Source organism: Citrobacter amalonaticus (genome assembly GCF_001559075.2).
Taxonomy (GTDB): Bacteria; Pseudomonadota; Gammaproteobacteria; order Enterobacterales; family Enterobacteriaceae; genus Citrobacter_A; species Citrobacter_A amalonaticus_F.
Window position 1 is genome coordinate 4,606,857 of the sequence record NZ_CP014015.2, and the last position, 22,412, is coordinate 4,629,268.

16 protein-coding genes, 2 tRNA genes and 3 other RNA genes are annotated in these 22,412 nt (G+C 53.2%); 11 read left to right on the forward strand and 10 right to left on the reverse strand.

What is annotated here, in order from left to right; all coding sequences use genetic code 11:
• Positions 1-215: 215 nt before the first annotated feature.
• Positions 216-863, reverse strand: coding sequence for a YchE family NAAT transporter (locus tag AL479_RS22215; protein ID WP_061077694.1), 648 nt, complete (start codon positions 861-863; stop codon positions 216-218).
• 476 nt (positions 864-1,339) lie between these two features.
• Between AL479_RS22215 and adhE the strand changes: the two genes are divergently transcribed.
• Positions 1,340-4,015 carry a bifunctional acetaldehyde-CoA/alcohol dehydrogenase gene (gene adhE / locus AL479_RS22220; RefSeq protein ID WP_061077695.1) on the forward strand — a complete coding sequence of 892 codons (2,676 nt, stop codon included), beginning with the start codon at positions 1,340-1,342 and terminating at the stop codon, positions 4,013-4,015.
• A gap of 124 nt (positions 4,016-4,139) precedes the next feature.
• On the opposite strand, the gene tdk is transcribed toward adhE, so the two are convergent.
• Positions 4,140-4,757 carry a thymidine kinase gene (gene tdk, locus AL479_RS22225; RefSeq protein ID WP_061078048.1) on the reverse strand — a complete coding sequence of 206 codons (618 nt, stop codon included), beginning with the start codon at positions 4,755-4,757 and terminating at the stop codon, positions 4,140-4,142.
• 603 nt (positions 4,758-5,360) lie between these two features.
• On the opposite strand from tdk, the gene hns reads away from it, so the two are divergent.
• Positions 5,361-5,774, forward strand: coding sequence for a histone-like nucleoid-structuring protein H-NS (gene hns, locus AL479_RS22230; RefSeq protein ID WP_042318627.1), 414 nt, complete (start codon positions 5,361-5,363; stop codon positions 5,772-5,774).
• A 139-nt stretch (positions 5,775-5,913) separates the two neighbouring features.
• On the opposite strand, the gene galU is transcribed toward hns, so the two are convergent.
• The 3 genes from galU to rssA all read right to left on the reverse strand — a co-directional run bounded on the left by galU (position 5,914) and on the right by rssA (position 9,037).
• A complete protein-coding gene (galU, locus tag AL479_RS22235) occupies positions 5,914-6,822 on the reverse strand; it encodes a UTP--glucose-1-phosphate uridylyltransferase GalU (protein ID WP_043000503.1) in 909 nt (302 codons plus the stop codon).
• 200 nt (positions 6,823-7,022) lie between these two features.
• Positions 7,023-8,036 (reverse strand): two-component system response regulator RssB, encoded by a 1,014-nt coding sequence (rssB, locus tag AL479_RS22240; RefSeq protein ID WP_061077696.1) that lies wholly within the window; start codon positions 8,034-8,036, stop codon positions 7,023-7,025.
• 92 nt (positions 8,037-8,128) lie between these two features.
• The gene (rssA, locus tag AL479_RS22245) at positions 8,129-9,037 is read right to left on the reverse strand and encodes a patatin-like phospholipase RssA (protein ID WP_061077697.1); all 909 of its coding nucleotides are present in this window, start codon (positions 9,035-9,037) and stop codon (positions 8,129-8,131) included.
• Positions 9,038-9,148: 111 nt separating this feature from the next.
• Here rssA and AL479_RS22250 point away from each other — a divergent pair, with 111 nt between their 5' ends.
• From AL479_RS22250 to AL479_RS22280, 7 genes are all read left to right on the forward strand, one after another.
• Positions 9,149-9,604, forward strand: coding sequence for a YchJ family protein (locus AL479_RS22250; protein ID WP_061077698.1), 456 nt, complete (start codon positions 9,149-9,151; stop codon positions 9,602-9,604).
• Between the two features lie 55 nt (positions 9,605-9,659).
• Entirely contained in the window at positions 9,660-10,502 is an 843-nt protein-coding gene (purU, locus tag AL479_RS22255) for a formyltetrahydrofolate deformylase (protein WP_061077699.1), read from the forward strand.
• Positions 10,503-10,673: 171 nt separating this feature from the next.
• Positions 10,674-10,816: non-coding RNA, RtT sRNA (locus tag AL479_RS22260), on the forward strand.
• Positions 10,817-10,840: 24 nt separating this feature from the next.
• Positions 10,841-10,925, forward strand: a tRNA-Tyr gene (locus AL479_RS22265).
• Positions 10,926-10,969: 44 nt separating this feature from the next.
• A non-coding RNA gene (locus tag AL479_RS22270) (RtT sRNA) lies at positions 10,970-11,101 on the forward strand.
• A 35-nt stretch (positions 11,102-11,136) separates the two neighbouring features.
• Positions 11,137-11,221: transfer RNA gene (locus AL479_RS22275), tRNA-Tyr, on the forward strand.
• A 45-nt stretch (positions 11,222-11,266) separates the two neighbouring features.
• Positions 11,267-11,397, forward strand: a non-coding RNA gene (locus tag AL479_RS22280) — RtT sRNA.
• Positions 11,398-11,601: 204 nt separating this feature from the next.
• Here AL479_RS22280 and AL479_RS22285 read toward each other — a convergent pair.
• Positions 11,602-12,045: an Lrp/AsnC family transcriptional regulator gene (locus AL479_RS22285; RefSeq protein WP_061077700.1), complete on the reverse strand. Its 444-nt coding sequence runs from the start codon at positions 12,043-12,045 to the stop codon at positions 11,602-11,604.
• Positions 12,046-12,152: 107 nt separating this feature from the next.
• On the opposite strand from AL479_RS22285, the gene AL479_RS22290 reads away from it, so the two are divergent.
• On the forward strand, positions 12,153-13,052 hold the full coding sequence (locus AL479_RS22290; RefSeq protein ID WP_061077701.1) for a DMT family transporter: 900 nt from the start codon (positions 12,153-12,155) through the stop codon (positions 13,050-13,052).
• Here AL479_RS22290 and narI read toward each other — a convergent pair.
• From narI to AL479_RS22310, 4 genes are read right to left on the reverse strand one after another with little or no spacing between them, the layout of a single operon-like run.
• Positions 13,046-13,723, reverse strand: a complete 678-nt coding sequence (narI, locus tag AL479_RS22295; protein WP_046481052.1) for a respiratory nitrate reductase subunit gamma — start codon at positions 13,721-13,723, stop codon at positions 13,046-13,048. The two genes, AL479_RS22290 and narI, sit on opposite strands and share 7 nt — an antisense overlap.
• Entirely contained in the window at positions 13,723-14,433 is a 711-nt protein-coding gene (gene narJ, locus AL479_RS22300) for a nitrate reductase molybdenum cofactor assembly chaperone (RefSeq protein WP_061077702.1), read from the reverse strand. Before narJ ends, narI begins: the two co-directional genes overlap by 1 nt.
• On the reverse strand, positions 14,430-15,965 hold the full coding sequence (gene narH, locus AL479_RS22305; RefSeq protein ID WP_044327858.1) for a nitrate reductase subunit beta: 1,536 nt from the start codon (positions 15,963-15,965) through the stop codon (positions 14,430-14,432). The genes narJ and narH overlap by 4 nt, the downstream gene beginning before the upstream one ends.
• Positions 15,962-19,705 (reverse strand): nitrate reductase subunit alpha, encoded by a 3,744-nt coding sequence (locus AL479_RS22310; protein WP_061077703.1) that lies wholly within the window; start codon positions 19,703-19,705, stop codon positions 15,962-15,964. Before AL479_RS22310 ends, narH begins: the two co-directional genes overlap by 4 nt.
• Positions 19,706-20,058: 353 nt before the next feature.
• Here AL479_RS22310 and AL479_RS22315 point away from each other — a divergent pair, with 353 nt between their 5' ends.
• Positions 20,059-22,398 carry a patatin-like phospholipase family protein gene (locus tag AL479_RS22315; protein ID WP_225851858.1) on the forward strand — a complete coding sequence of 780 codons (2,340 nt, stop codon included), beginning with the start codon at positions 20,059-20,061 and terminating at the stop codon, positions 22,396-22,398.
• The last annotated feature ends 14 nt before the right edge of the window (positions 22,399-22,412 follow it).

The window sequence follows — 22,412 nt, forward strand, 5'->3', positions numbered from 1 at the left end:
TCCTTCAGCAAGCCCAGGATTGTGATGTGAGCAAAATAACAAAGCAAAGGCTCGTTACGGGATTAAAAGCACAATTAAATCAAGGGGCTTAATACAGGCAGAGGCATCAATGATTCCCGATGGACAGAACTGAAAGTAAAAAAGGTGACGAGACGGGAAGATAAAGACAGACGGAGCCGCGAACAGCTCCGTAGGTTATTTCATCTGAAAGCGAATTAGCTTAATAGCCCAGGAAATATGGTCTTAATACCTGTGACAATAAACTCAATGCCCAGCGCCATTAGGAGTAGGCCCATAATTCGGGTAATCACGTTAATGCCCGTCTGGCCCAGAACACGCACCAGCCACGGTGCCATGCGGAAAAGTCCCCAACAGCACAGGGCAAAAATCGCAATCGCCACAAAGAAGCCAAGCAGGTACATCACACTGTGATAACGCGTTCCCCACACAATGGTTGAACTGATCGCACCGGGGCCTGCCATCAGCGGCAGCGCCAGAGGAACCACGCCCACGCTTTCGCGGATCGCCGTTTCTGATTTTTCCTGCTTGTTCTGCTTATCCTCACCCAGTTTGCCGCTAATCATCGACATCGCAATGGTGACCACAAGGATCCCGCCGGCGATACGAAACGAATCAATCGAGATACCGAACAGTTGCAGAATGCCGTCGCCGAGGAATAACGAGGTCCACAGAATGATCGCTACGGACAGGTTGGCAGTGAGGTTCGTTTTGTTGCGCGCCGCCGCTGTCTGGTAGCTGGTCATACTGATGAAGACAGGAATAATCCCAACCGGGTTCACTAACGCGAACAACCCGATGAAAAATTTGAAATAAACAGGAAAATCAAACAGCGATTGGATCACGGTTAGCTCCGAAGCGTTAGCCGTATAAAGTAAGTTAAAATAACCGGGTAAAAACCGTGCTGAAGATACGCCTTTTCACAGCACATTTCACCAGGGCAAACGTAAAATTGCTACCATTCCTGAGTGTTATTAATATGTTTTAATTATGATAATTTAAGACCCATTCACCACTACAATTAAACAACACTTAGCGTTTAGGGCTAAAACGGCCTGCTGAAAGGTGTCAGCTTTGCTAAATCTTGATCCAGATCACGTAATCGCTACTCAGAAGTGAGTAACCTTGCTTACGCCACCTGGAAGTAACGCGTTAGAGTTAGATGACGCTGACGCATAAGCTCTTTTAGTAAATCAGAGCCAACTGAACGTTAAGTAACCAATTGATTTTCTGGCTGTTATACAAACTAACGCCCGCTGTCTATACTCACGTATCGAGCAGATGATTTACTAAAAAAGTTTAACATTATCAGGAGAGCATTATGGCTGTTACTAATGTCGCTGAACTTAACGCACTCGTCGAGCGCGTCAAAAAAGCCCAGCGTGAATATGCCAGTTTCACTCAAGAACAAGTTGATAAAATCTTCCGCGCCGCCGCTCTGGCTGCCGCAGATGCTCGAATTCCTCTCGCGAAGATGGCCGTTGCCGAATCCGGCATGGGTATCGTCGAAGATAAAGTGATTAAAAACCACTTTGCTTCTGAGTACATCTATAACGCTTACAAAGATGAAAAAACCTGCGGCGTGCTGTCTGAAGACGACACCTTCGGGACCATCACCATTGCTGAACCAATCGGTATCATCTGCGGTATCGTACCAACCACTAACCCAACCTCTACGGCAATCTTTAAGTCTCTGATTAGCCTGAAAACCCGTAACGCGATCATCTTCTCTCCGCACCCTCGTGCAAAAGATGCAACCAACAAAGCGGCTGATATTGTGCTGCAGGCTGCTATCGCTGCCGGTGCACCGAAAGACCTGATTGGCTGGATCGATCAACCATCCGTTGAACTGTCTAACGCGCTGATGCACCACCCGGATATCAACCTGATTCTGGCGACCGGTGGTCCGGGCATGGTTAAAGCTGCATACAGCTCCGGTAAACCCGCAATCGGCGTGGGCGCAGGTAACACCCCGGTGGTTATCGATGAAACCGCTGATATCAAACGTGCTGTCGCCTCTGTACTGATGTCAAAAACCTTCGACAACGGCGTTATCTGTGCTTCTGAACAGTCTGTTGTTGTGGTTGATTCCGTTTACGATGCCGTTCGCGAACGTTTCGCCAGCCACGGCGGCTACATGCTGCAGGGTAAAGAGCTGAAAGCCGTTCAGGACGTGATCCTGAAAAATGGCGCGCTGAACGCCGCTATCGTGGGTCAGCCTGCGTACAAAATCGCTGAACTGGCAGGCTTCACGGTGCCAGAAACCACTAAGATTCTGATCGGTGAAGTGAAAGTGGTTGATGAGAGCGAACCGTTCGCTCACGAAAAACTGTCCCCGACGTTGGCGATGTACCGTGCGAAAGATTTTGAAGACGCGGTCATTAAAGCGGAGAAACTGGTGGCGATGGGCGGTATCGGTCATACCTCTTGCCTGTACACCGACCAGGACAACCAGCCGGAGCGCGTGGCTTACTTCGGTCAGATGATGAAAACCGCACGTATCCTGATCAACACCCCGGCATCTCAGGGTGGTATCGGTGACCTGTATAACTTCAAACTCGCACCTTCCCTGACTCTGGGTTGTGGTTCCTGGGGTGGTAACTCCATCTCTGAAAACGTTGGTCCGAAACACCTGATCAACAAGAAAACCGTTGCTAAGCGAGCTGAAAACATGTTGTGGCACAAACTTCCGAAATCTATCTACTTCCGCCGTGGCTCACTGCCAATCGCGCTGGATGAAGTGATTACTGATGGCCACAAACGTGCGCTCATCGTGACTGACCGCTTCCTGTTCAACAACGGTTATGCAGACCAGATCACCTCTGTGCTGAAAGCGGCTGGCGTTGAAACTGAAGTGTTCTTTGAAGTGGAAGCGGACCCGACCCTCTCTGTTGTCCGTAAGGGTGCAGAGCTGGCAAATTCCTTCAAACCTGACGTGATCATCGCGCTGGGTGGCGGTTCCCCGATGGACGCCGCGAAAATCATGTGGGTGATGTACGAACATCCGGAAACTCACTTCGAAGAACTGGCGCTGCGCTTTATGGATATCCGTAAACGTATCTACAAGTTCCCGAAAATGGGTGTCAAAGCGAAAATGGTTGCGGTCACCACCACATCTGGTACCGGTTCTGAAGTGACTCCGTTTGCGGTTGTTACCGACGATGCGACCGGTCAGAAATACCCGCTGGCTGACTATGCCCTGACCCCGGATATGGCGATTGTCGATGCTAACCTGGTCATGGACATGCCGAAGTCCCTGTGTGCCTTCGGTGGTCTGGATGCCGTCACTCACGCCCTGGAAGCTTACGTTTCCGTACTGGCTTCTGAGTTCTCTGACGGTCAGGCACTGCAAGCGCTGAAACTGCTGAAAGAAAACCTGCCGGCGTCTTACAACGAAGGGTCTAAAAACCCGGTCGCCCGTGAACGTGTTCACAGTGCAGCCACTATCGCCGGTATCGCGTTTGCGAACGCCTTCCTCGGCGTGTGTCACTCCATGGCGCACAAACTGGGCTCGCAGTTCCACATTCCGCACGGTCTGGCGAACGCCCTGTTGATCAGCAACGTTATTCGCTACAACGCGAACGACAACCCGACCAAGCAGACTGCTTTCAGCCAGTATGACCGTCCGCAGGCACGCCGTCGTTATGCTGAAATCGCAGACCATCTGGGTCTGAGCGCACCGGGCGACCGTACTGCTGCGAAGATCGAGAAACTGCTGGTATGGCTGGAAAGCCTGAAAGCTGAACTGGGTATTCCGAAGTCAATCCGTGAAGCAGGCGTTCAGGAAGCTGACTTCCTGGCTCACGTAGACAAGCTGTCTGAAGATGCATTCGATGACCAGTGCACCGGCGCTAACCCGCGCTACCCACTGATCTCCGAACTGAAACAGATCCTGCTGGATACCTTCTACGGTCGTGAGTTCTCTGAAGGGACCCCGGCGGCGAAAGACGTTGCCGCTGCACCGAAAGCAGAGAAAAAAGCGAAGAAATCTGCGTAATTCTCGCTAAACCGTTACCACGTAAAAGCGGCCTCTGATGAGGCCGCTTTTTTTGTCTTCGAAATCCGTCTCTGCGGCTCTGTAAACGGTTCAGCGCGTCGCTAACCGTTTATCAGGAGAGAGACTAGTCGTGGCTATGGCGTTCCTGTATCGCTGTCAGAGAGCCCTCCTCCAGCGCTTCCTTATAATGCTTACGGCAGACCGAGACATACCGCTCGTTGCCGCCAATAACCACCTGCTCGCCTTCATTATAGGGTCTGCCAGCCTGATCAAGACGCAACACCATACTTGCTTTACGCCCGCAGAAGCAGATCGTTTTTAATTCCACCAGCTTATCTGACCACGCCAACAGGTATTGGCTGCCCACAAACAGCTCACCGCGAAAATCGGTACGTAATCCGTAGCACAACACCGGAATATCCAGTTGATCAACAACTTCCGATAATTCATAAACCTGCTGCCGGGTTAAAAACTGACATTCATCCACCAGCACGCAATGAATAGGTTGTTGCGCATTATCGGCTGCAATCTCTTCATACAACGATGAATTCTGGTTAAACAATTTGGCGGGGGAAGACAACCCGATACGCGAACTCACTTTCCCCGCGCCATAACGATCGTCTATTTCCGCGGTATATACGACAGTACGCATCCCGCGTTCCTGGTAATTGTATGAAGATTGCAGTAAGGCAGTCGACTTACCTGCATTCATTGCTGAATAGTAGAAATATAGCTGTGCCATCGGCCACAGACCCTCACCAAAGTGAAATAAAGACGGGGCGCAGTGTAGCATAATTTCAATCGTTATCGGTGCCTGGTTCTGCTCCTGTTGGCTATATCTTTCGCCTCACCCTCCCGGCGCGAGAAAAATCTGTAGGGCCGAATGTACGGAAAATACGAATTAACAATTGAACAAACAACGCGCGACAGATCCCATTCTTGTCGTAATGTGCGTTTGATATTCATCAACGCTGCTTATCAACGCCGACCTAATGGAAACCCTGAACTTATTGTTACTGTTCTACATAACTGTTGCGAAGTAATAGACAGTGCCCATCAACAAAACTAATACAAAAGGTTGAAATCACTACAATGAACGTCTATTTCATCATGTGAAAATGTGACCTGAATCCGGATGTTCTCGACTGAAAAAAGGAGTAACCGCTCAGCCAATAAGCCCTTTTTTGTGCGTTCCTTCAAGAAAAATTTAAGTTCGGATATTTATAGCAGGCAAAAAATAAAGGGCAATTTTGAATTCCTTACATTCCTGGCTATTGCACATCTGAATTTAACGCTCTATTATTAGCTCAACAAACCACCCCAATATAAGTTTGAGATTACTACAATGAGCGAAGCACTTAAAATTCTGAACAACATCCGTACTCTTCGTGCGCAGGCAAGAGAATGTACCCTTGAGACGCTGGAAGAAATGCTGGAAAAATTAGAAGTTGTTGTTAACGAACGTCGTGAAGAAGAAAGCGCGGCAGCCGCTGAAGTTGAAGAGCGTACTCGTAAACTGCAACAATATCGTGAAATGCTGATTGCTGACGGTATTGATCCGAATGAACTGCTGAATAGCATGGCGGCGGTTAAATCCGGCACCAAAGCTAAACGTGCAGCGCGTCCGGCTAAATATAGCTACGTTGACGAAAACGGTGAAACTAAAACCTGGACTGGTCAGGGTCGTACTCCGGCAGTGATCAAGAAAGCAATGGAAGAGCAAGGTAAACAACTGGACGATTTCCTGATCAAGGAATAATCTGTAACTACCCTGCTTAAAATCCCGCGTTCTGCGGGATTTTTTATGCCTGCAATCTGCCGATTTTTCATAAAGCGTTGGTATAAAAAAACGGCGCTGGATGTCAGCGCCGTCTCAGTTCGTTAATTATAACGTCTGGTTACTTTTTAATACCCATCTCTTCTTCGAGCCAGGCCTTAAATTCGCTACCAAGCGAATTATGTCGAATGCCATATTCCACAAACGCCTGCATATAACCTAATTTATTGCCGCAGTCGTGGCTCTTCCCTTTCATATGATAGGCTTCAACCGTCTCTTTTTCGATCAGCATGTCAATCGCGTCAGTCAACTGAATTTCGTCACCCGCGCCTGGAGGGGTTTTCGCCAGCAGAGGCCAGATATCCGCGCTCAGCACGTAGCGGCCAACAATCGCCAGGTTTGACGGGGCGACATCGGCTTTTGGTTTCTCAACAACGCCCACCATTGGCACGCTTTCACCCGGTGCCAGCGGTACGCCTTTACAGTCAACCACACCGTATGCGGTCACATCCGCGACCGGTTCAACCATAATCTGGCTATTTCCGGTTTCATCAAATCGACGGATCATTTCAGCCAGATTATCCTGGGATAAATCGGACTCAAACTCATCAAGAATAACGTCAGGCAAAATAACCGCGACAGGCTCATTACCGACAACCGGATGGGCGCACAATACCGCATGGCCCAGGCCTTTTGCCAGACCCTGACGAACCTGCATTATCGTGACGTGCGGCGGACAAATAGACTGTACTTCTTCGAGTAACTGGCGCTTAACGCGTTTTTCCAGCATCGCTTCCAGTTCAAAACTGGTATCAAAGTGGTTTTCGATCGAATTTTTCGAGGAGTGTGTCACCAGTACAATTTCGGTGATGCCCGCGGCAATACACTCGTTTACGACATACTGAATTAATGGCTTATCAACCAGCGGCAACATCTCTTTCGGGATCGCTTTCGTCGCCGGTAACATCCTGGTTCCTAATCCCGCTACCGGGATAACGGCTTTTTTGACTTTCGTGTTAATGGCAGCCATTTAAATTCTCCTGGACTGTTCATGTATTGAACGTGTTCATCAATCTGTATCGCATCGAGTATATCAGGACTGACACAAGCCTCAGGTCCGAAAAGGATGCGTGTTCGTATAATTAAGATAAATACGTATAAGACTGGCGCAGATAGTAACACCCGCAGAGAAAGGCAGATACGGCAATTTGCATCCGCCCTCCCGATTGTTCATTCCGCAGACAACATAAGACGCAACCGACCTCCCGCCCCCCAAATTTGGCACTGCCAGGCGTCACAGCGTTGGCTAATTTGGTTAAGGTAGGTATTACCCAATGTTCCCAGTGGAACGCCGTTACTGATCTGCACATTATGCGATCCGGTATTTAATGTCGCATTGAGTCCGGCAGAAACCAGAATCAGATTTTTAAGCTCACTGTGATAATAACCGACCAATAGCGGAAACTGTCCGGGTAAATTGGCCTGGCGAAGCAGATGGTTGACCTGTTTCAATAATGCCCCCAGTTCCGGCAGACGCTGATTCTGATGCGCGAGTTGATCCTGTAACAGGCCATTAAATAACGCCCGCAGGAGTAACGCCGCCAGCACACCGTTGTCGCCAGCCCGGGTAACGTCCAGACAATAAAATGCGAGATCGTTATCCGAAAGCGGTGCGATATCCAGCACCAGTCCAGGTTTATCCGCCGAAACCAGCTGTCGGTAATTGACCCGGCAATGCGAAATAATCTGCTGCACCGGAGGCTGAAGTTCCTGAAGCAATTTGGCGGCAGCGGCAGGATTGTCCACCATCGCATCCCAGTCGCGAAACAGACGCTCTTCTTCTTCAACCCGGGAATTAAACATATTCGGGTACAGGCAGGCAAACACGGTTTCCCGCAGTCGGGTCAGATCTTTCACCGGCTTCAGCAGGACGTCATCTACGCCAAGACGTAAGGCTTTGGCAATATCCGCCATATTTTCTGTCGCCGAGATCACCAGAATCGGCGTCTGGTCACCGCGATTACGCAAATGCTCCACCAGACTGAGGCCGTTCATTCTTGGCATCGCAAGATCGCAAATCATGAGATCGGGCGTGAAATCAGCTAAACGCTCCAGTGCTTCTATGCCATCGCCCGCCAGTGCTGTTGTCGCTCCCAATGAGGAAAACCACGAATCCAGAAGCGAGCGGAAAACCGGCTCGTCCTCAACGATTAGAATCTGTTTTCCGACCAATGGCTGCGTCATGTTCTCTCCCCTGACTGGCTTTACTCAATAGTGGCATGCTATTGCCACACACGCCTGTCAGAATATGCTTAAGTGTAGTTAAAAATGGTGCGTCAAACGCCGGCACGCACCAGAGGCAAAAGCTCGTCCATCTTTTTCTCTACCGCTAATCGCCCTGCTTCTATGGCAGAGCTGGCGCGATGAAAATCCAGGGTGGAGATTTGTGGACAGAACGGTTGGATTAAGATATCCGGCGGGTCGCCCGCCATGCGATTACGCTTCAGGCGATTTTCCAGCACCTGAATCGAGGTGGTCATGATTTCCATCGCGGTAGGCGCCGTCACCACGCGGCGCGCGGTGATATTGCCCAGCCGTTCTTTCAGGCGCGCATGCCAGGAAAGTCCGTCATCGCTCCCCTCCGGACCGTCATCGCTGACGTTCAACGACAACAGATCCTGCTGCATCAGATGTGCGTCGTGTTGCAGATCGACGGCAATCACAATATCCGCACCTAGCGCGCGGGTCAGTGAGACAGGAACCGGGTTAACAACGCCGCCATCCACCAGCCAGTAGCCATTGTGGGCAACGGGAGACATCAGGCCGGGAATACTGCAGGAGGCGCGAACGGCAAGATGGAGATCGCCCTCCGTAAACCATAGTTCACGCCCCGTACTGAGATTGGTCGCCACCGTCGCAAACCGACGGCTGCACTGTTCAATTTCAGCCACGGGCATGACGTTGCGATATTGATTAAAGACGCGCTCGCCGCGCAACAGTCCGCCCCGACGCCAGGAAAGATCCATCAGGCGCAGGACATCCCAATAGCTGAACGAGCAGACCCACTCTTCAAGCGCGGGCAATTTATTACAGGCGTAGGCGGCACCAACCAGCGAACCGATGGAGCACCCAGCGACGATATCAACATCAATGCCCATGTGTTTGAGAGCTTTGATGACACCAATATGGGACCAGCCTCGCGCAGCACCTGAGCCTAGCGCCAGACCTATTTTCATTTTTCTCATTTGACCGACAAACTTCCCCTGGCTTACGGGCGTAGCAACATCTCCAACGCTCAGTTAACATAGTGCTACCCAGGCTTTTTTATACGCCGTTTTTTTATCAGGGAGTTTTTTGTGTCTCAGCTTTGTCCCTGTGGTAGCGCAGTCGAGTATAGCCTATGTTGCCAGCGATATCTGTCTGGCGAGCAAGTCGCACCCGATCCATCGCACCTCATGCGTTCGCGCTACTGCGCTTTTGTGATGAAAGACGCAGATTATTTGATCAGAACCTGGCATTCGGCCTGTCACGCGGCCCGTTTCCGGGATGAGATCAGTGCCGGATTTGCCACAACCGAATGGCTGGGGCTGACCGTTTTCGAACACACCGTGTCTGAAGCGGACAACACCGGCTACGTCAGTTTTGTCGCCCGGTTTCGCGAACACGGAAAACCGGGGGCGATCATTGAACGTTCTCGTTTTTTAAAAGAAAACAGTCAGTGGTACTATATCGATGGTACACGCCCGCAATTTGGACGCAACGACCCCTGCCCTTGTGGCTCAGGTAAAAAATTTAAAAAATGCTGCGGCTAGTCAACTGCCCGACAGTATTCACTCAGCAAACATCATCAACAGGATTACCGCTGCAATGCATTCTTTACAACGAAAAGTGCTTCGTACCATCTGCCCTGACCAGAAGGGGCTTATCGCGCGCATTACGAATATTTGCTACAAGCATGAACTGAATATCGTGCAGAACAATGAGTTTGTAGACCACCGCACCGGTCGTTTTTTCATGCGTACCGAGCTGGAAGGCATTTTTAACGACTCCACGCTGCTGGCCGATCTGGACAGCGCCTTACCGGAAGGCTCCATTCGCGAGTTGAATCCTGCCGGGCGTCGTCGCGTGGTGATTCTGGTCACCAAAGAGGCGCATTGTCTGGGCGATCTGTTAATGAAAGCCAACTATGGCGGTCTGGATGTGGATATCGCCGCCGTAATTGGTAATCACGAAACGCTGCGTTCGCTGGTCGAGCGTTTTGAAATTCCTTTCGAACTGGTCAGTCACGAAGGCTTAACCCGCGAAGAGCACGATCAGAAGATGGCGGACGCGATTGACGCGCACCAACCGGATTACGTGGTGCTGGCGAAATATATGCGTGTGCTGACACCGGAATTTGTAGCGCGCTTCCCGAACCAGATTATTAATATTCACCACTCGTTCCTGCCGGCGTTCATCGGCGCCCGCCCATACCACCAGGCTTATGAGCGCGGGGTGAAGATCATCGGCGCGACGGCGCACTACGTGAATGACAATCTGGACGAAGGTCCGATCATCATGCAGGACGTCATTCATGTGGATCACACCTACACGGCGGAAGACATGATGCGCGCCGGGCGCGACGTCGAAAAGAACGTTCTGAGCCGCGCGTTGTATCAGGTGCTTGCCCAGCGCGTGTTTGTGTACGGCAACCGGACGATTATTCTTTAATCGACTGAGAAATGAATTGGTTACCTTTACGCCTTTGCGGGTAAAAATCAGACAACCAGTTTATTTTTCTCACCGGAATGCTTTACAGGGGCGCATCATTTGATATGATGCGCCCCGCTTCCCGAAATGGAAGCAGGCCAGTAAAACGCATTACCCCGTGGTGGGGTTCCCGAGCGATCATAAGGGAGCTGACTGCAAATCTGCCGTCATCGACTTCAAAGGTTCGACTCGAGCGATAGCGAGAGAACGTTGCCAACGGCAACGGCCCGAAGGGTGAGGAGCTTTAGCTCCGAGTAATCCTTCCCTGTTATCGAATGCACGCAATATTTTTACCCCGTGGTGGGGTTCCCGAGCGGCCAAAGGGAGCAGACTGTAAATCTGCCGTCATCGACTTCGAAGGTTCGAATCCTTCCCCCACCACCATTATTCACTACAGAGATGTAGTTAACTCGATGAGCAATGCAAAAGTTTGCGCTTGTCGGGGAAGGGTAAGAACCTTCGATTAAGGTTCGGCTCGAGCGAAAGCGAGAGAACGTTGCCAACGGCAACGGCCCGAAGGGTGAGGAGCGAAGCGACGAATAATCCTTCCCCCACCACCATTCACGCTGTGAGTTCTGACACAATATTTACCCCTGGTGGGGTTCCCGAGCGGCCAAAGGGAGCAGACTGTAAATCTGCCGTCATCGACTTCGAAGGTTCGAATCCTTCCCCCACCACCATCCTCTTCTGCTGCACCTTAGCCAAATCAATCCATATTGCCCTGTATTCTGCCCATGTGGGGAAGGATGAGAAGCGTCGATTAAGGTTCGATTCGAGCGTAGCGAGAACGCGTTGCCGCAGGCAACGACCCGAAGGGCGAGGCGCAACGCGGCGAGTAATCCTTCCCCCACCACCATCCTCTTCTGCTGCACCTTAGCCAAATCAATCCATATTGCCCTGTATTCTGCCCATGTGGGGAAGGATGAGAAGCGTCGATTAAGGTTCGATTCGAGCGTAAGCCTGTTGCCCGGTGGCGCTCCGCTTGCCGGGCCTACAAATAGCCATGCAGACAGCCCGCGATCGTAGGCCGGGTAAGGCATCGCCGCCCCCCGGCAAAACGCTACATCGGTGGCAATCTGCGCTTCACCGGCGAGCTTTTCACGATCGATGTATTACACTGCGCATGCTCGGAAAGTCCATCAAGCAGCGTATCGAGTTGTTCGATGGTGCGCACCACCAGCCGGATAACGAAACAATCCTCGCCGGTCACTTTGTCGCTTTCAATACATTCGGGCATCGCCTGAATGTATTTATCTACTTTATGAAGCAACCCCGGTAATGGTCGAACCCGTACCAGCGCCTGCAAGGTATACCCCAGCGCCGTCAGGTTCACCTGCGCGCCATACCCCTGAATGACGCCGCGCTCCTCCAGGCGTTTCACTCGCTCAGCGGTGCTCGGTGAAGTTAACCCTACCTTGCCACTCAGAACCTTTAACGACATCCGCGCATCTTCTACCAGACACGCCACGATCCGTCGGTCGATTTCATCAATAAGGTCATTCATCGATTTTTCCTAAGAATAAAAAGTTATTCACGATTTTCACCTTATATCAGCGCTGTAAAAGCGAACACCCTTTTTCGAAAATAGAGCCTTCAATCAGGAGGTGTGTGATGCGTGAACTTCAGCAAGGCGTCTGGCAAATGAGCCTGGCAATGGTAATTTCCGGTTCAATCGGCGCGTTTGTGTTACTTTCCGGCCTGCCGGTTACTGACGTGGTTTTCTGGCGCTGCCTGATTGGGGCTATCGCGCTGTTTCTCTTTATCCGTATCAGCAAACAACCGTTTAGCCCGCTGACCAACGTCACGCTGGGGCTGGCAATCCTGGGCGGCATCGCGCTGGTCGTAAACTGGTTGCTGTTGTTTGCCGCCTATGCGCGCATCTCGATCGGCCTGTCGACCGTAGTGTATAACACCCAGCCTTTTATGCTGGTGATGATGGGAATGCTGATGGGTGAGCGAGTCAGTGCGGTGAAATGGGGCTGGCTGTTCCTCGCCTTTGGTGGCGTGGTCATTTTATTATCGGGTGAACTAACCGGAGGCCATTCCGCGGCCTGGTTAACCGGCGTGGCCCTCGCACTCGGCGCCGCCTTCTTTTACGCTCTGACGGCGATCATTACCCGCAGACTAAAAAGCATCGCGCCACAGCATATTGCCTTTATTCAGGTGCTGACGGGGGTGATCATGCTCTTGCCGCTGGCCCAGTTCCCGGCGCTTTCCAGCGCATACCCGTGGGGTATCTTGCTGACGCTGGGGATTGTTCACACCGGCATCATGTACCAGTTGTTGTACAGCGCCATTCAGAAATTGCTCACGCCGATTACCGGTTCGTTATCCTTTATTTATCCGGTGGTGGCGATCGTCGTCGATAACGTGGTGTTTGGTCATTCGCTTAACGCGACACAACTGGCCGGTGGCGCGTTAATTCTGTTTGCGGCGGCAGGCAATAACCTCGGCTGGGGCGAAAAAAAACCCCGCGAATGCGAGGTTTCTGGGAAAGCCACCCATCAGTGACGGGCGCGAACAATCTGGTATTTGCGCGTCAGGTACTCGACCGGCGCGCTCCAGATGTGTACCAGGCGGGAGAACGGGAACAGCAGGAACAGCGTCATCCCCAGCACCAGATGCAGACGGAAGATAAACGCCACACCCTCCAGATGCGCAGATGCGCCACCGTGGAAGGTCACCACAGACTGCGCCCACCCCACCAGTTTCATCATTTCGCTGCCGTCCATATGCTGGGCGGAGAACGGAATGGTCGACAGTCCCAGCGCGCACTGGATCACCAGCAGCGAAAGGATCAGGATATCGGCGCCGGTGGTCGTCGCCCGCACGCGTGGGCTAAACAGACGACGCTTGAGCAACAGCACGCCGCCGACGAGGCACATCAGACCCGCCGCACCGCCGCCGATCATCGCCATCTTCTGCTTCACGTCAATGGGCAGCCAGGCTTCATACATCCAGTGCGGCGTCAGCATGCCGAGGAAGTGGCCGGCGAAGATCCCCAGAATCCCGAAGTGGAACAGGTTTGATGCCATGTTCATCCCCTTGCGATCCAGCATCTGGCTGGACGCGGCGCGCCAGGTGTACTGACCGTAGTCATAACGCAGCCAGCTACCAATCAGAAATACGGACCCGGCGATGTATGGATAGATGTCAAAGAAGAACATATTCAGGAAGTGCATTATTGCTGTCCTCCGGTGGTGATATTCAGATATTGCGGCGCAACGGCGCCAGCAAAACGACGCTGGTGAGCGGAGATTTCAGACTCGCCGCAGCCCTGATCGGCAAAGAATTTCACCTGCTCTTCTTCCCAGACCGCATCAAGTGCTTGCGGCGTATCGTCGCGAACTTCATCCGCAATTTTTTCGGCGACTTTGTCACTGTCGATCGCCGCATTCGCCAGCTTCAGCAGCAGATCGAACAGCACCGCATAGCGGCTTTCACGCTGTTGCAGACGCGCGCTCAGCAGCGCCAGAATCGGGGCGATATCCTGCAACCCGCCCAACGCCTCGCTCTTCGGCAACTGAGCCAGGTATTCCAGGTACAGCGGCAGATGGTCTGGCAATTCGCGACTGTCGAGCTGTAAACCGTGCTGCTCATACTGCGCCATCAGGTCAACCATCGCCTGACCACGATCGCGGGACTCACCGTGGACATGTTCGAACAACAGCAGCGAGGTTGCCCGACCGCGGTCAAACAGTTCGCTGTAGTTGGCCTGCACATCCAGCATCTCCTGCGCGGTTAAATCACGCAGGAAAACGCTGAGCGTATGCGCATCCTCTTTATCAAGATTTTCAGATGACGCGAGTGCATCGTACAGTTCCTGCTGATGCTGCCACAGGGCAGCATCCGGGTACTCGAGCAGACGCGAAACAATGACGAGTTCAATCATTGGTGCGGCTCCGTTTTGCTGGTCACATCGATGGCGTCAATGCGGCGGCTGTTGAACAGGTTGAATTTGGTGTCAGAACCGTGGCAACCGTCGCCGAAGGTAAAGCCACAACCACTTTTCTCCGGGAACGCATCACGTGCCAGTTCACGATGGCTGCTCGGCACCACAAAGCGATCTTCGTAGTTGGCAATCGCCAGGTAGCGGTACATTTCCTGCGCCTGCGCTTCGCTTAAACCCACCTCTTCCAGCGCGCGGGTATCCACTTTACCGTCAACGGTTTCCGCACGTTTGTAGTGACGCATCGCCAGCATACGTTTTAGCGCCAGCAGTACCGGCTGGGTATCGCCTGCGGTGAGCAGGTTAGCAAGGTACTGAACCGGAATACGCAGGCTGTCGACGTCCGGCAGAATGCCGTTGCTACCCAGTTCGCCCGCATCCGCCGCCGACTGAATCGGGGACAGAGGCGGCACATACCACACCATCGGCAGCGTGCGATATTCCGGATGCAGCGGCAGCGCCAGCTTCCAGTCCATCGCCATTTTATAAACCGGCGACTGCTGTGCGGCATCAATCACGCTCAGCGGAATGCCGTCTTTCAGCGCCTGTTCGATGACCGCCGGGTCGTTCGGATCGAGGAACACATCCAGTTGGCGTTGATACAGATCTTTTTCGTGCTCGGTGCTCGCCGCACTCTCAATCGCGTCTGCGTCATACAGCAGTACGCCAAGGTAACGAATACGGCCTACGCAGGTCTCGGAACAGACGGTCGGCTGACCGGCTTCGATGCGCGGGTAGCAGAAGATGCACTTCTCGGACTTCCCGCTCTTCCAGTTGAAGTAGATCTTTTTGTACGGACAGCCGGTGATACACATCCGCCAGCCGCGGCACTTATCCTGGTCGATCAGCACGATGCCGTCTTCTTCACGCTTGTAGATGGCGCCGCTCGGGCAGGTCGCCACGCACGCCGGGTTGAGGCAATGCTCGCACAGGCGCGGCAGATACATCATGAAGGTGTTTTCAAACTGGCCGTACATCGCCTTCTGCATGTTTTCGAAGTTCTGGTCTTTGGCGCGTTTTTCAAATTCGCCACCCAGAATTTCTTCCCAGTTCGGACCGCTGGTGATTTTGTCCATCCGCTTGCCGGTAATCAGCGAGCGTGGACGGGCGATCGGCTGGTGCTTACTTTCCGGCGCGTTGTGCAGGTTCTGGTAATCGTAGTCAAACGGCTCGTAATAGTCGTCAATCCCCGGCAGATGCGGGTTGGCGAAGATTTTACCGAGCAGCATCGCACGGTTCCCCATACGCGGCTGCAGTTTGCCGTTGATTTTACGGATCCAGCCGCCCTTCCATTTCTCCTGGTTTTCCCAGTCATTCGGGAAACCAACGCCAGGCTTGCTTTCAACGTTGTTGAACCAGGCGTATTCCATCCCTTCGCGGCTGGTCCAGACATTTTTACAGGTCACAGAACAGGTGTGGCAGCCGATGCACTTATCGAGATTCAGCACCATGCCGACTTGTGAACGAATTTTCATTTTACGCTCTCCTGTACCTGGTCATTGCCTTCGCCATCCAACCAGTTAATGTTCTTCATCTTACGTACCACAACAAATTCATCACGGTTTGAACCGACGGTGCCGTAGTAGTTAAAGCCGTAGGCCAGTTGCGCATAGCCGCCGATCATGTGGGTCGGTTTCGGCGTAATACGGGTCACTGAGTTATGGATCCCGCCACGCTGCTGGGTAATTTCAGACCCTGGCAGGTTCACGATACGTTCCTGCGCGTGATACATCATGGTCATCCCGGCCGGAACACGCTGACTTACCACCGCACGCGCCGTTAAGGCACCGTTGCTGTTGAACACTTCGATCCAGTCGTTATCTTCAATGCCCAACTCTTTGGCGTCGGTTTCACTCATCCACACAATCGGACCGCCGCGTGACAGGGTCAGCATCAGCAGGTTGTCGCTGTAGGTGGAGTGGATCCCCCACTTCTGGTGCGGCGTCAGGAAGTTGAGCGCTTTTTCCGGGTTACCGTTGGACTTCTCGCCCATCACCGATTTCACCGAACGGGTATCGATAGGCGGACGGTAAACCAGCAGGCTTTCGCCGAAATCACGCATCCACTGGTGATCCTGATACAGCGACTGACGACCGGTCAGCGTGCGCCACGGGATCAGCTCGTGTACGTTGGTATAGCCCGCATTATACGAGACGTGTTCGTCTTCCAGACCGGACCAGGTTGGGCTGGAGATGATCTTACGCGGCTGCGCCTGGATATCGCGGAAGCGGATTTTTTCCTCTTCTTTGTTCGTCGCCAGATGCGTATGGTCGCGCCCGGTAAACTCGCTGAGCGCCGCCCAGGCTTTCACCGCCACGTGGCCGTTGGTTTCCGGCGCCAGGGTCAGGATCATCTCTGCCGCATCAATGGCGGTGTTGAGCATCGGCTGACCTTTCGCCGGGCCGTCCGCCTTGGTGTAGTTAAGCTTACGCAGCAGGTCCATTTCGCTCTGGGTATTCCAGGCGATCCCTTTACCGCCGTTACCGATTTTCTCCATCAGCGGGCCGATAGAGGTGAAGCGTTCATACGTCGCAGGATAATCGCGTTCAACGGTCATAATGTGTGGCGCGGTGACGCCCGGAATCAGGTCGCATTCGCCTTTTTTCCAGTCCTTCACGTCCAGCGGCTGCGCCAGTTCGGCGGCGGAGTCGTGCTGAATCGGCAGCGTGACCACGTCCGTCTCTTTCCCGAGGTGCCCCACGCAGACTTCTGAGAATTTCTTCGCGATAGCTTTGTAGATTTCCCAGTCGCTTTTCGATTCCCAGGCCGGGTCAACGGCGGCGGACAGCGGATGAATAAACGGATGCATATCCGAGGTATTCATGTCGTCTTTTTCATACCAGGTCGCCGTTGGCAGCACGATATCGGAGTACAGACAGGTGCTCGACAGACGGAAGTCCAGCGTCACCACCAGGTCCAGCTTGCCGTCGAGACCGTTGTCCTGCCATTCCACTTCTTCCGGCTTCACGCCGCCCTGCTGACCCAGATCTTTCCCCTGGATCCCGTTTTCGGTCCCCAGCAGGTATTTCAGCATGTATTCATGCCCCTTACCGGATGAGCCCAGCAGGTTGGAGCGCCAGATGAACAGGTTGCGCGGATGGTTTTTGCCGTTTTCCGGCTGTTCGGCGGCGAAACGAATCGAACCTTCTTTCAGTGACTTAACGGTGTAATCCACCGGCGTCATCCCGGCTTTCTTCGCTGCTTCGGCGATAGTCAACGGGTTGGTGCCAAGCTGCGGTGCGGACGGCAGCCAGCCCATGCGCTCAGCACGCACGTTGAAATCAATCAGGTGACCGCTGTAACGCGATTTGTCCGCCAGCGGTGACAGCAGTTCCTGCGCGGTAACCGTCTCATAGCGCCACTGGCTGGAGTGGTTGTAGAAGTACGACGTACTGTTCATGTGACGTGCCGGACGCTGCCAGTCAAGGGCAAACGCCAGTGGCTGCCAGCCGGTCTGCGGACGCAGTTTTTCCTGGCCGACATAGTGCGCCCAGCCACCGCCGCTCTGGCCGATACAGCCACAGAACACCAGCATGTTGATCAGGCCACGATAGTTCATGTCGAGGTGATACCAGTGGTTCAGACCGGCACCGACGATGATCATCGAACGACCGTGCGTCTTATCCGCGTTGTCGGCAAATTCCCGCGCGATGCGGGTGATCTGCGCACGCGGCACGCCGGTAATTTGCTCTGCCCACGCCGGGGTATACGCTTTGATGTCGTCATAACTGGTGGCGCAGTTGGCATCGTTCAGACCGCGTTCCAGACCGTAGTTAGCCATTGTCAGGTCATACACGGTGGTAACCAGCGCCGTCGTACCGTCTGCCAGTTGCAGGCGTTTAGCCGGCAGTTTGTGCAGCAGCACGTTTTCCAGTTCTACTTTATTGAAGTGCTCGGTGCCTTCACCGCCGAAGTACGGGAAGCCCACCTCAGCGATCTCGTCCTGGCTACCCAGCAGACTCAGTTGCAGCTCTGTCTCGGCACCGGTTGTACCGTCGCGCTGCTCGAGGTTCCATTTGCCTTTCTCACCCCAGCGGAAACCAATCGAGCCGTTCGGCGCAACCATGTCGCCATTGCTGTTAATGGCAACGGTTTTCCATTCCGGGTTATTTTCCTGACCCAGTGAATCCACAAGGTCAGCCGCGCGCAGCATGCGACCCGCGGCATAGTAACCGTCGCGCGCTTCCAGCATGACCAGCATCGGCATGTCGGTGTAGCGACGCACGTAGTCGGTAAAGTACTGGCTCGGATTGTCGAGATGGAATTCACGCAGCATGACGTGACCCATTGCCAGCGCCATCGCCGCATCGGTGCCCTGCTTCGGCGCCAGCCAGAGGTCGCACAGCTTGGCGATTTCAGCGTAGTCCGGCGTTACCGCAACGGTTTTGGTGCCTTTATAGCGGACTTCAGTAAAGAAGTGAGCATCCGGCGTACGGGTCTGCGGAACGTTAGATCCCCAGGCGATGATGTAGCTGGAGTTGTACCAGTCAGCGGATTCCGGCACGTCGGTCTGCTCACCCCAGGTCTGCGGAGATGCTGGTGGCAGGTCGCAGTACCAGTCGTAGAAGCTCAGGCAAGTGCCGCCAATCAGGGAGAGATAACGCGCGCCGGACGCATAGGAGACCATCGACATCGCCGGGATCGGTGAGAAACCCGCCACGCGGTCCGGGCCGTACGTTTTCACGGTATAGACGTTAGAAGCGGCAATCAGCTCATTCACTTCCTGCCAGGAAGAACGGACAAAACCACCCCGGCCACGCGCTTGTTTGAAGCTTTTGGCTTTATCGGCGTCTTCGATGATGGAAGCCCAGGCGTCAACCGGATCGCTGTGCAGTTTCTTCGCCTCACGCCACATCTTCATCAGACGTTTGCGCATCAGCGGGTATTTCAGTCGGTTAGCACTGTAGAGATACCAGGAGTAGCTGGCACCACGCGGGCAGCCACGAGGCTCGTGGTTTGGCATGTCCGGACGGGTACGTGGGTAGTCGGTTTGCTGGGTTTCCCAGGTTACCAGACCGTTTTTAACGTAGATTTTCCAGCTACATGAGCCGGTGCAGTTAACCCCGTGGGTTGAGCGCACAACTTTATCGTGCTGCCAACGCTGGCGATATCCATCCTCCCAGTCCCGGTTGGTTTCGAGAAGCTGGCCGTGCCCATCGGCAAAGGTTTCACCCTTCTGCTTGAAGTAGCGAAACCGGTCCAGGAATTTACTCATCGGTTCTCTCCTGTGGAGCCTGACGGCTCTCTGATAAATCGACATTGCTTGATTGAGAGCGAAGGTAACGCTCTGAAAGGTCGTGAGAATTGATAACGATCAAGAGCGGCAAGGTTGTTTCAGGCAGGCCATCAGGAGGATGCCACCAAAGTGGTACGGTTTTCTATTTTTTAACTATATGTTTTTAAAGGCATTTTAATCGTTTCGTTTAATGCCCCTGATTTACGCTGCGGCAAATAGTTATTAAGTGGTACATATTCCGCTGTCATTCAGAATTGCGTATGAGCCTCATTATTTATTTCTTCACCTACATTCACATTATCTCTTCACGCACTTCAGATGCAGGTGAAAAAATGAGCGATAAGACAGCGAGTTTATTGGATGAATTAAATAAGGAACGTGATGCCGTAAATACGCGCCGGGCTCAACTTCCTGAAGAATATCAGGCGCAGTCAGCGACAATTGGACTGGCGCTTTCGGGTGGCGGGATCCGCAGCGCGACGTTTTGTCTGGGGGTGGTGCGTGCGCTGGCGAAAAATAAATTGCTCATTCACTTTGACTATCTTTCTACCGTTTCCGGCGGCGGATATTTAGGCGGTATGCTGGGTCGACTCTATCAGAAAAATAAAGACCCCGTCGCCGTACAGGACGCGCTTGCCCGGGATGACACCATTTTACTGGCGTGGCTGCGCAATAATGGTCGCTATCTGATCCCGGCTGGCATGCGGGATACCTCGTTGGGTATCGCACAAATACTTCGTTCATTCGTGGCGGCGTTATTTCTGGTCACGCTGTTATGTGTCGCGATCGCGGGCATTGCGATTTCCGTGAATTTAGCGTTGCAGAGCCCGTTGGATCTTCGTCTGGCACTGCTTCCTGCCGCAAAACAGCAATGGCTTATGACGCTGGCCGTGCCCCTCGCGTTCAGTGCCTGGATGGCGATCACCTACTGGTTAACGCTGTCAAAATGGCCCTTTCTCCTTGACCTGACGGTCGGGTTTATCCTGACCGTTGCCGCCGCAGCCAGTATCTATTTTATGATGTGCCAGTACGCGGAGCAGACCGATTTCAATGATTCCCTGTTCGTCACGGGAACTCTGGGATTGATTAATATTATCGCCATCGCGCTGGCGATCGGTTGTCCCGGGAAAAATGTCGCGCAATTCAGGCAACGACTTACGCTGGCATTAACCCGCAGTCTGACCCTGGCACTGGCCGTTTTACTTTTGTGGTTGATTTACTGCGGTGGATGGGCGTTATACCTGCGCTTTCACAGTTCCCTGCTTATCGTCCCGCCTACCGTGGTTGCCGGGGTAAAAATCATCTGGGAATTGCGCCCCCTCAAATTACTGGCGACCTCGTTAGCCAATAAAAGCCCGGTGGTATCCGTCAGCCTGTTGCAACTGGCGAATATTTTAGGCTTCGTCATTATGATTTTCTCCCTGTTGACCGTGTGCGCGGCGGAAATTGATTTTTTACTGTGTAAAGCCCATACACTGAATATCAGTCAAACCATGCTGGCCTGGCTGCCTGCAATGCTGACGCTGGGGATTGCGGGGATATTCGCCCTCTTTTGCTATGGGAAGATCCTGATCCCATTTCTGAATCTCAGTTCGCTGCATAACTTATATCGTTCGCGACTCGAGCGCGCCTGGTTGTCGGTGGCCAACTACGGCGGCGGAAAAAATAAACGCTTCGCAGACAATCCCCTCGACAGCAAACCGTCCGGAAAACTGAATGATATCCATCGTGTCACCGATCACCTGCCCGGCGACGATATTAATTTCAATAAATACGCCCCGCACAGGCAAGGCGGCCCAATTCACCTCATCACCTGCTGTATTAACCAGACCGTTGACGATCGTACGGGGAATTACAACGCCGATCGTAAAGGAATTGCCTTAACGCTCAGTGCGTTAGGTGTAGAAACTGGCACCCGCCTGCCTGGACCTGTCGTCAACATGAAGGACGCGACCCTGTCGCACTGGATTGCGATTTCAGGCGCCGCCGCCGCGACGGGGATGGGCTCCCGCACCGCGCCAGGTCTGGCATTTCTGCTTTTCGTGATAGGTGGTCGACTGGGCTACTGGTCGAAAAATTTATGCCCGGTAAAGGAAACGGCGACGACGAAGAAACCGCCCCCCTTTGCCGTTCCGGCGTTATTTGCCGAAATGTTTGCCCGTTTTCCTGGCCGCAACAGCAAATACTGGTTTTTGTCAGATGGCGGACATTTTGAAAATACGGGGGTCTATCCGCTGCTGAAAAGGAATTTGAAGACCATTGTCGTGGCAGACTGCGGCGCCGACCCCAAACGTCAGTTCGACGATCTGGAAAATCTGGTACGCAAAGCGCGTATTGATTACGGCATCGACATCGTATTTCATGCCGCCCACTCACCACACTTCACCTCATTAGCTCAGTTGCAGAAAGGCGGTGAACTGCCCCCATTGCTCAGGGCGAAGATTATCTATCCCCATTGCAATGGGCAGCCGGTGTTGCCGGGCACGCTCATCATCGTGAAGCCACACTCGCTGAAAGGAATGGGGCTCGATACGCTCAGCTACGCCGGGCGGCACAGCGATTTTCCGCAGCAAACGACCGGCGATCAGTTCTTCGATGAAGCACAGTGGGAAGCGTATCACCAGTTGGGGTTTCAGGCTGGCAGCGCCATTAACCGGGAGATGTTGCTCTGAAGCGCGGGTAAAAA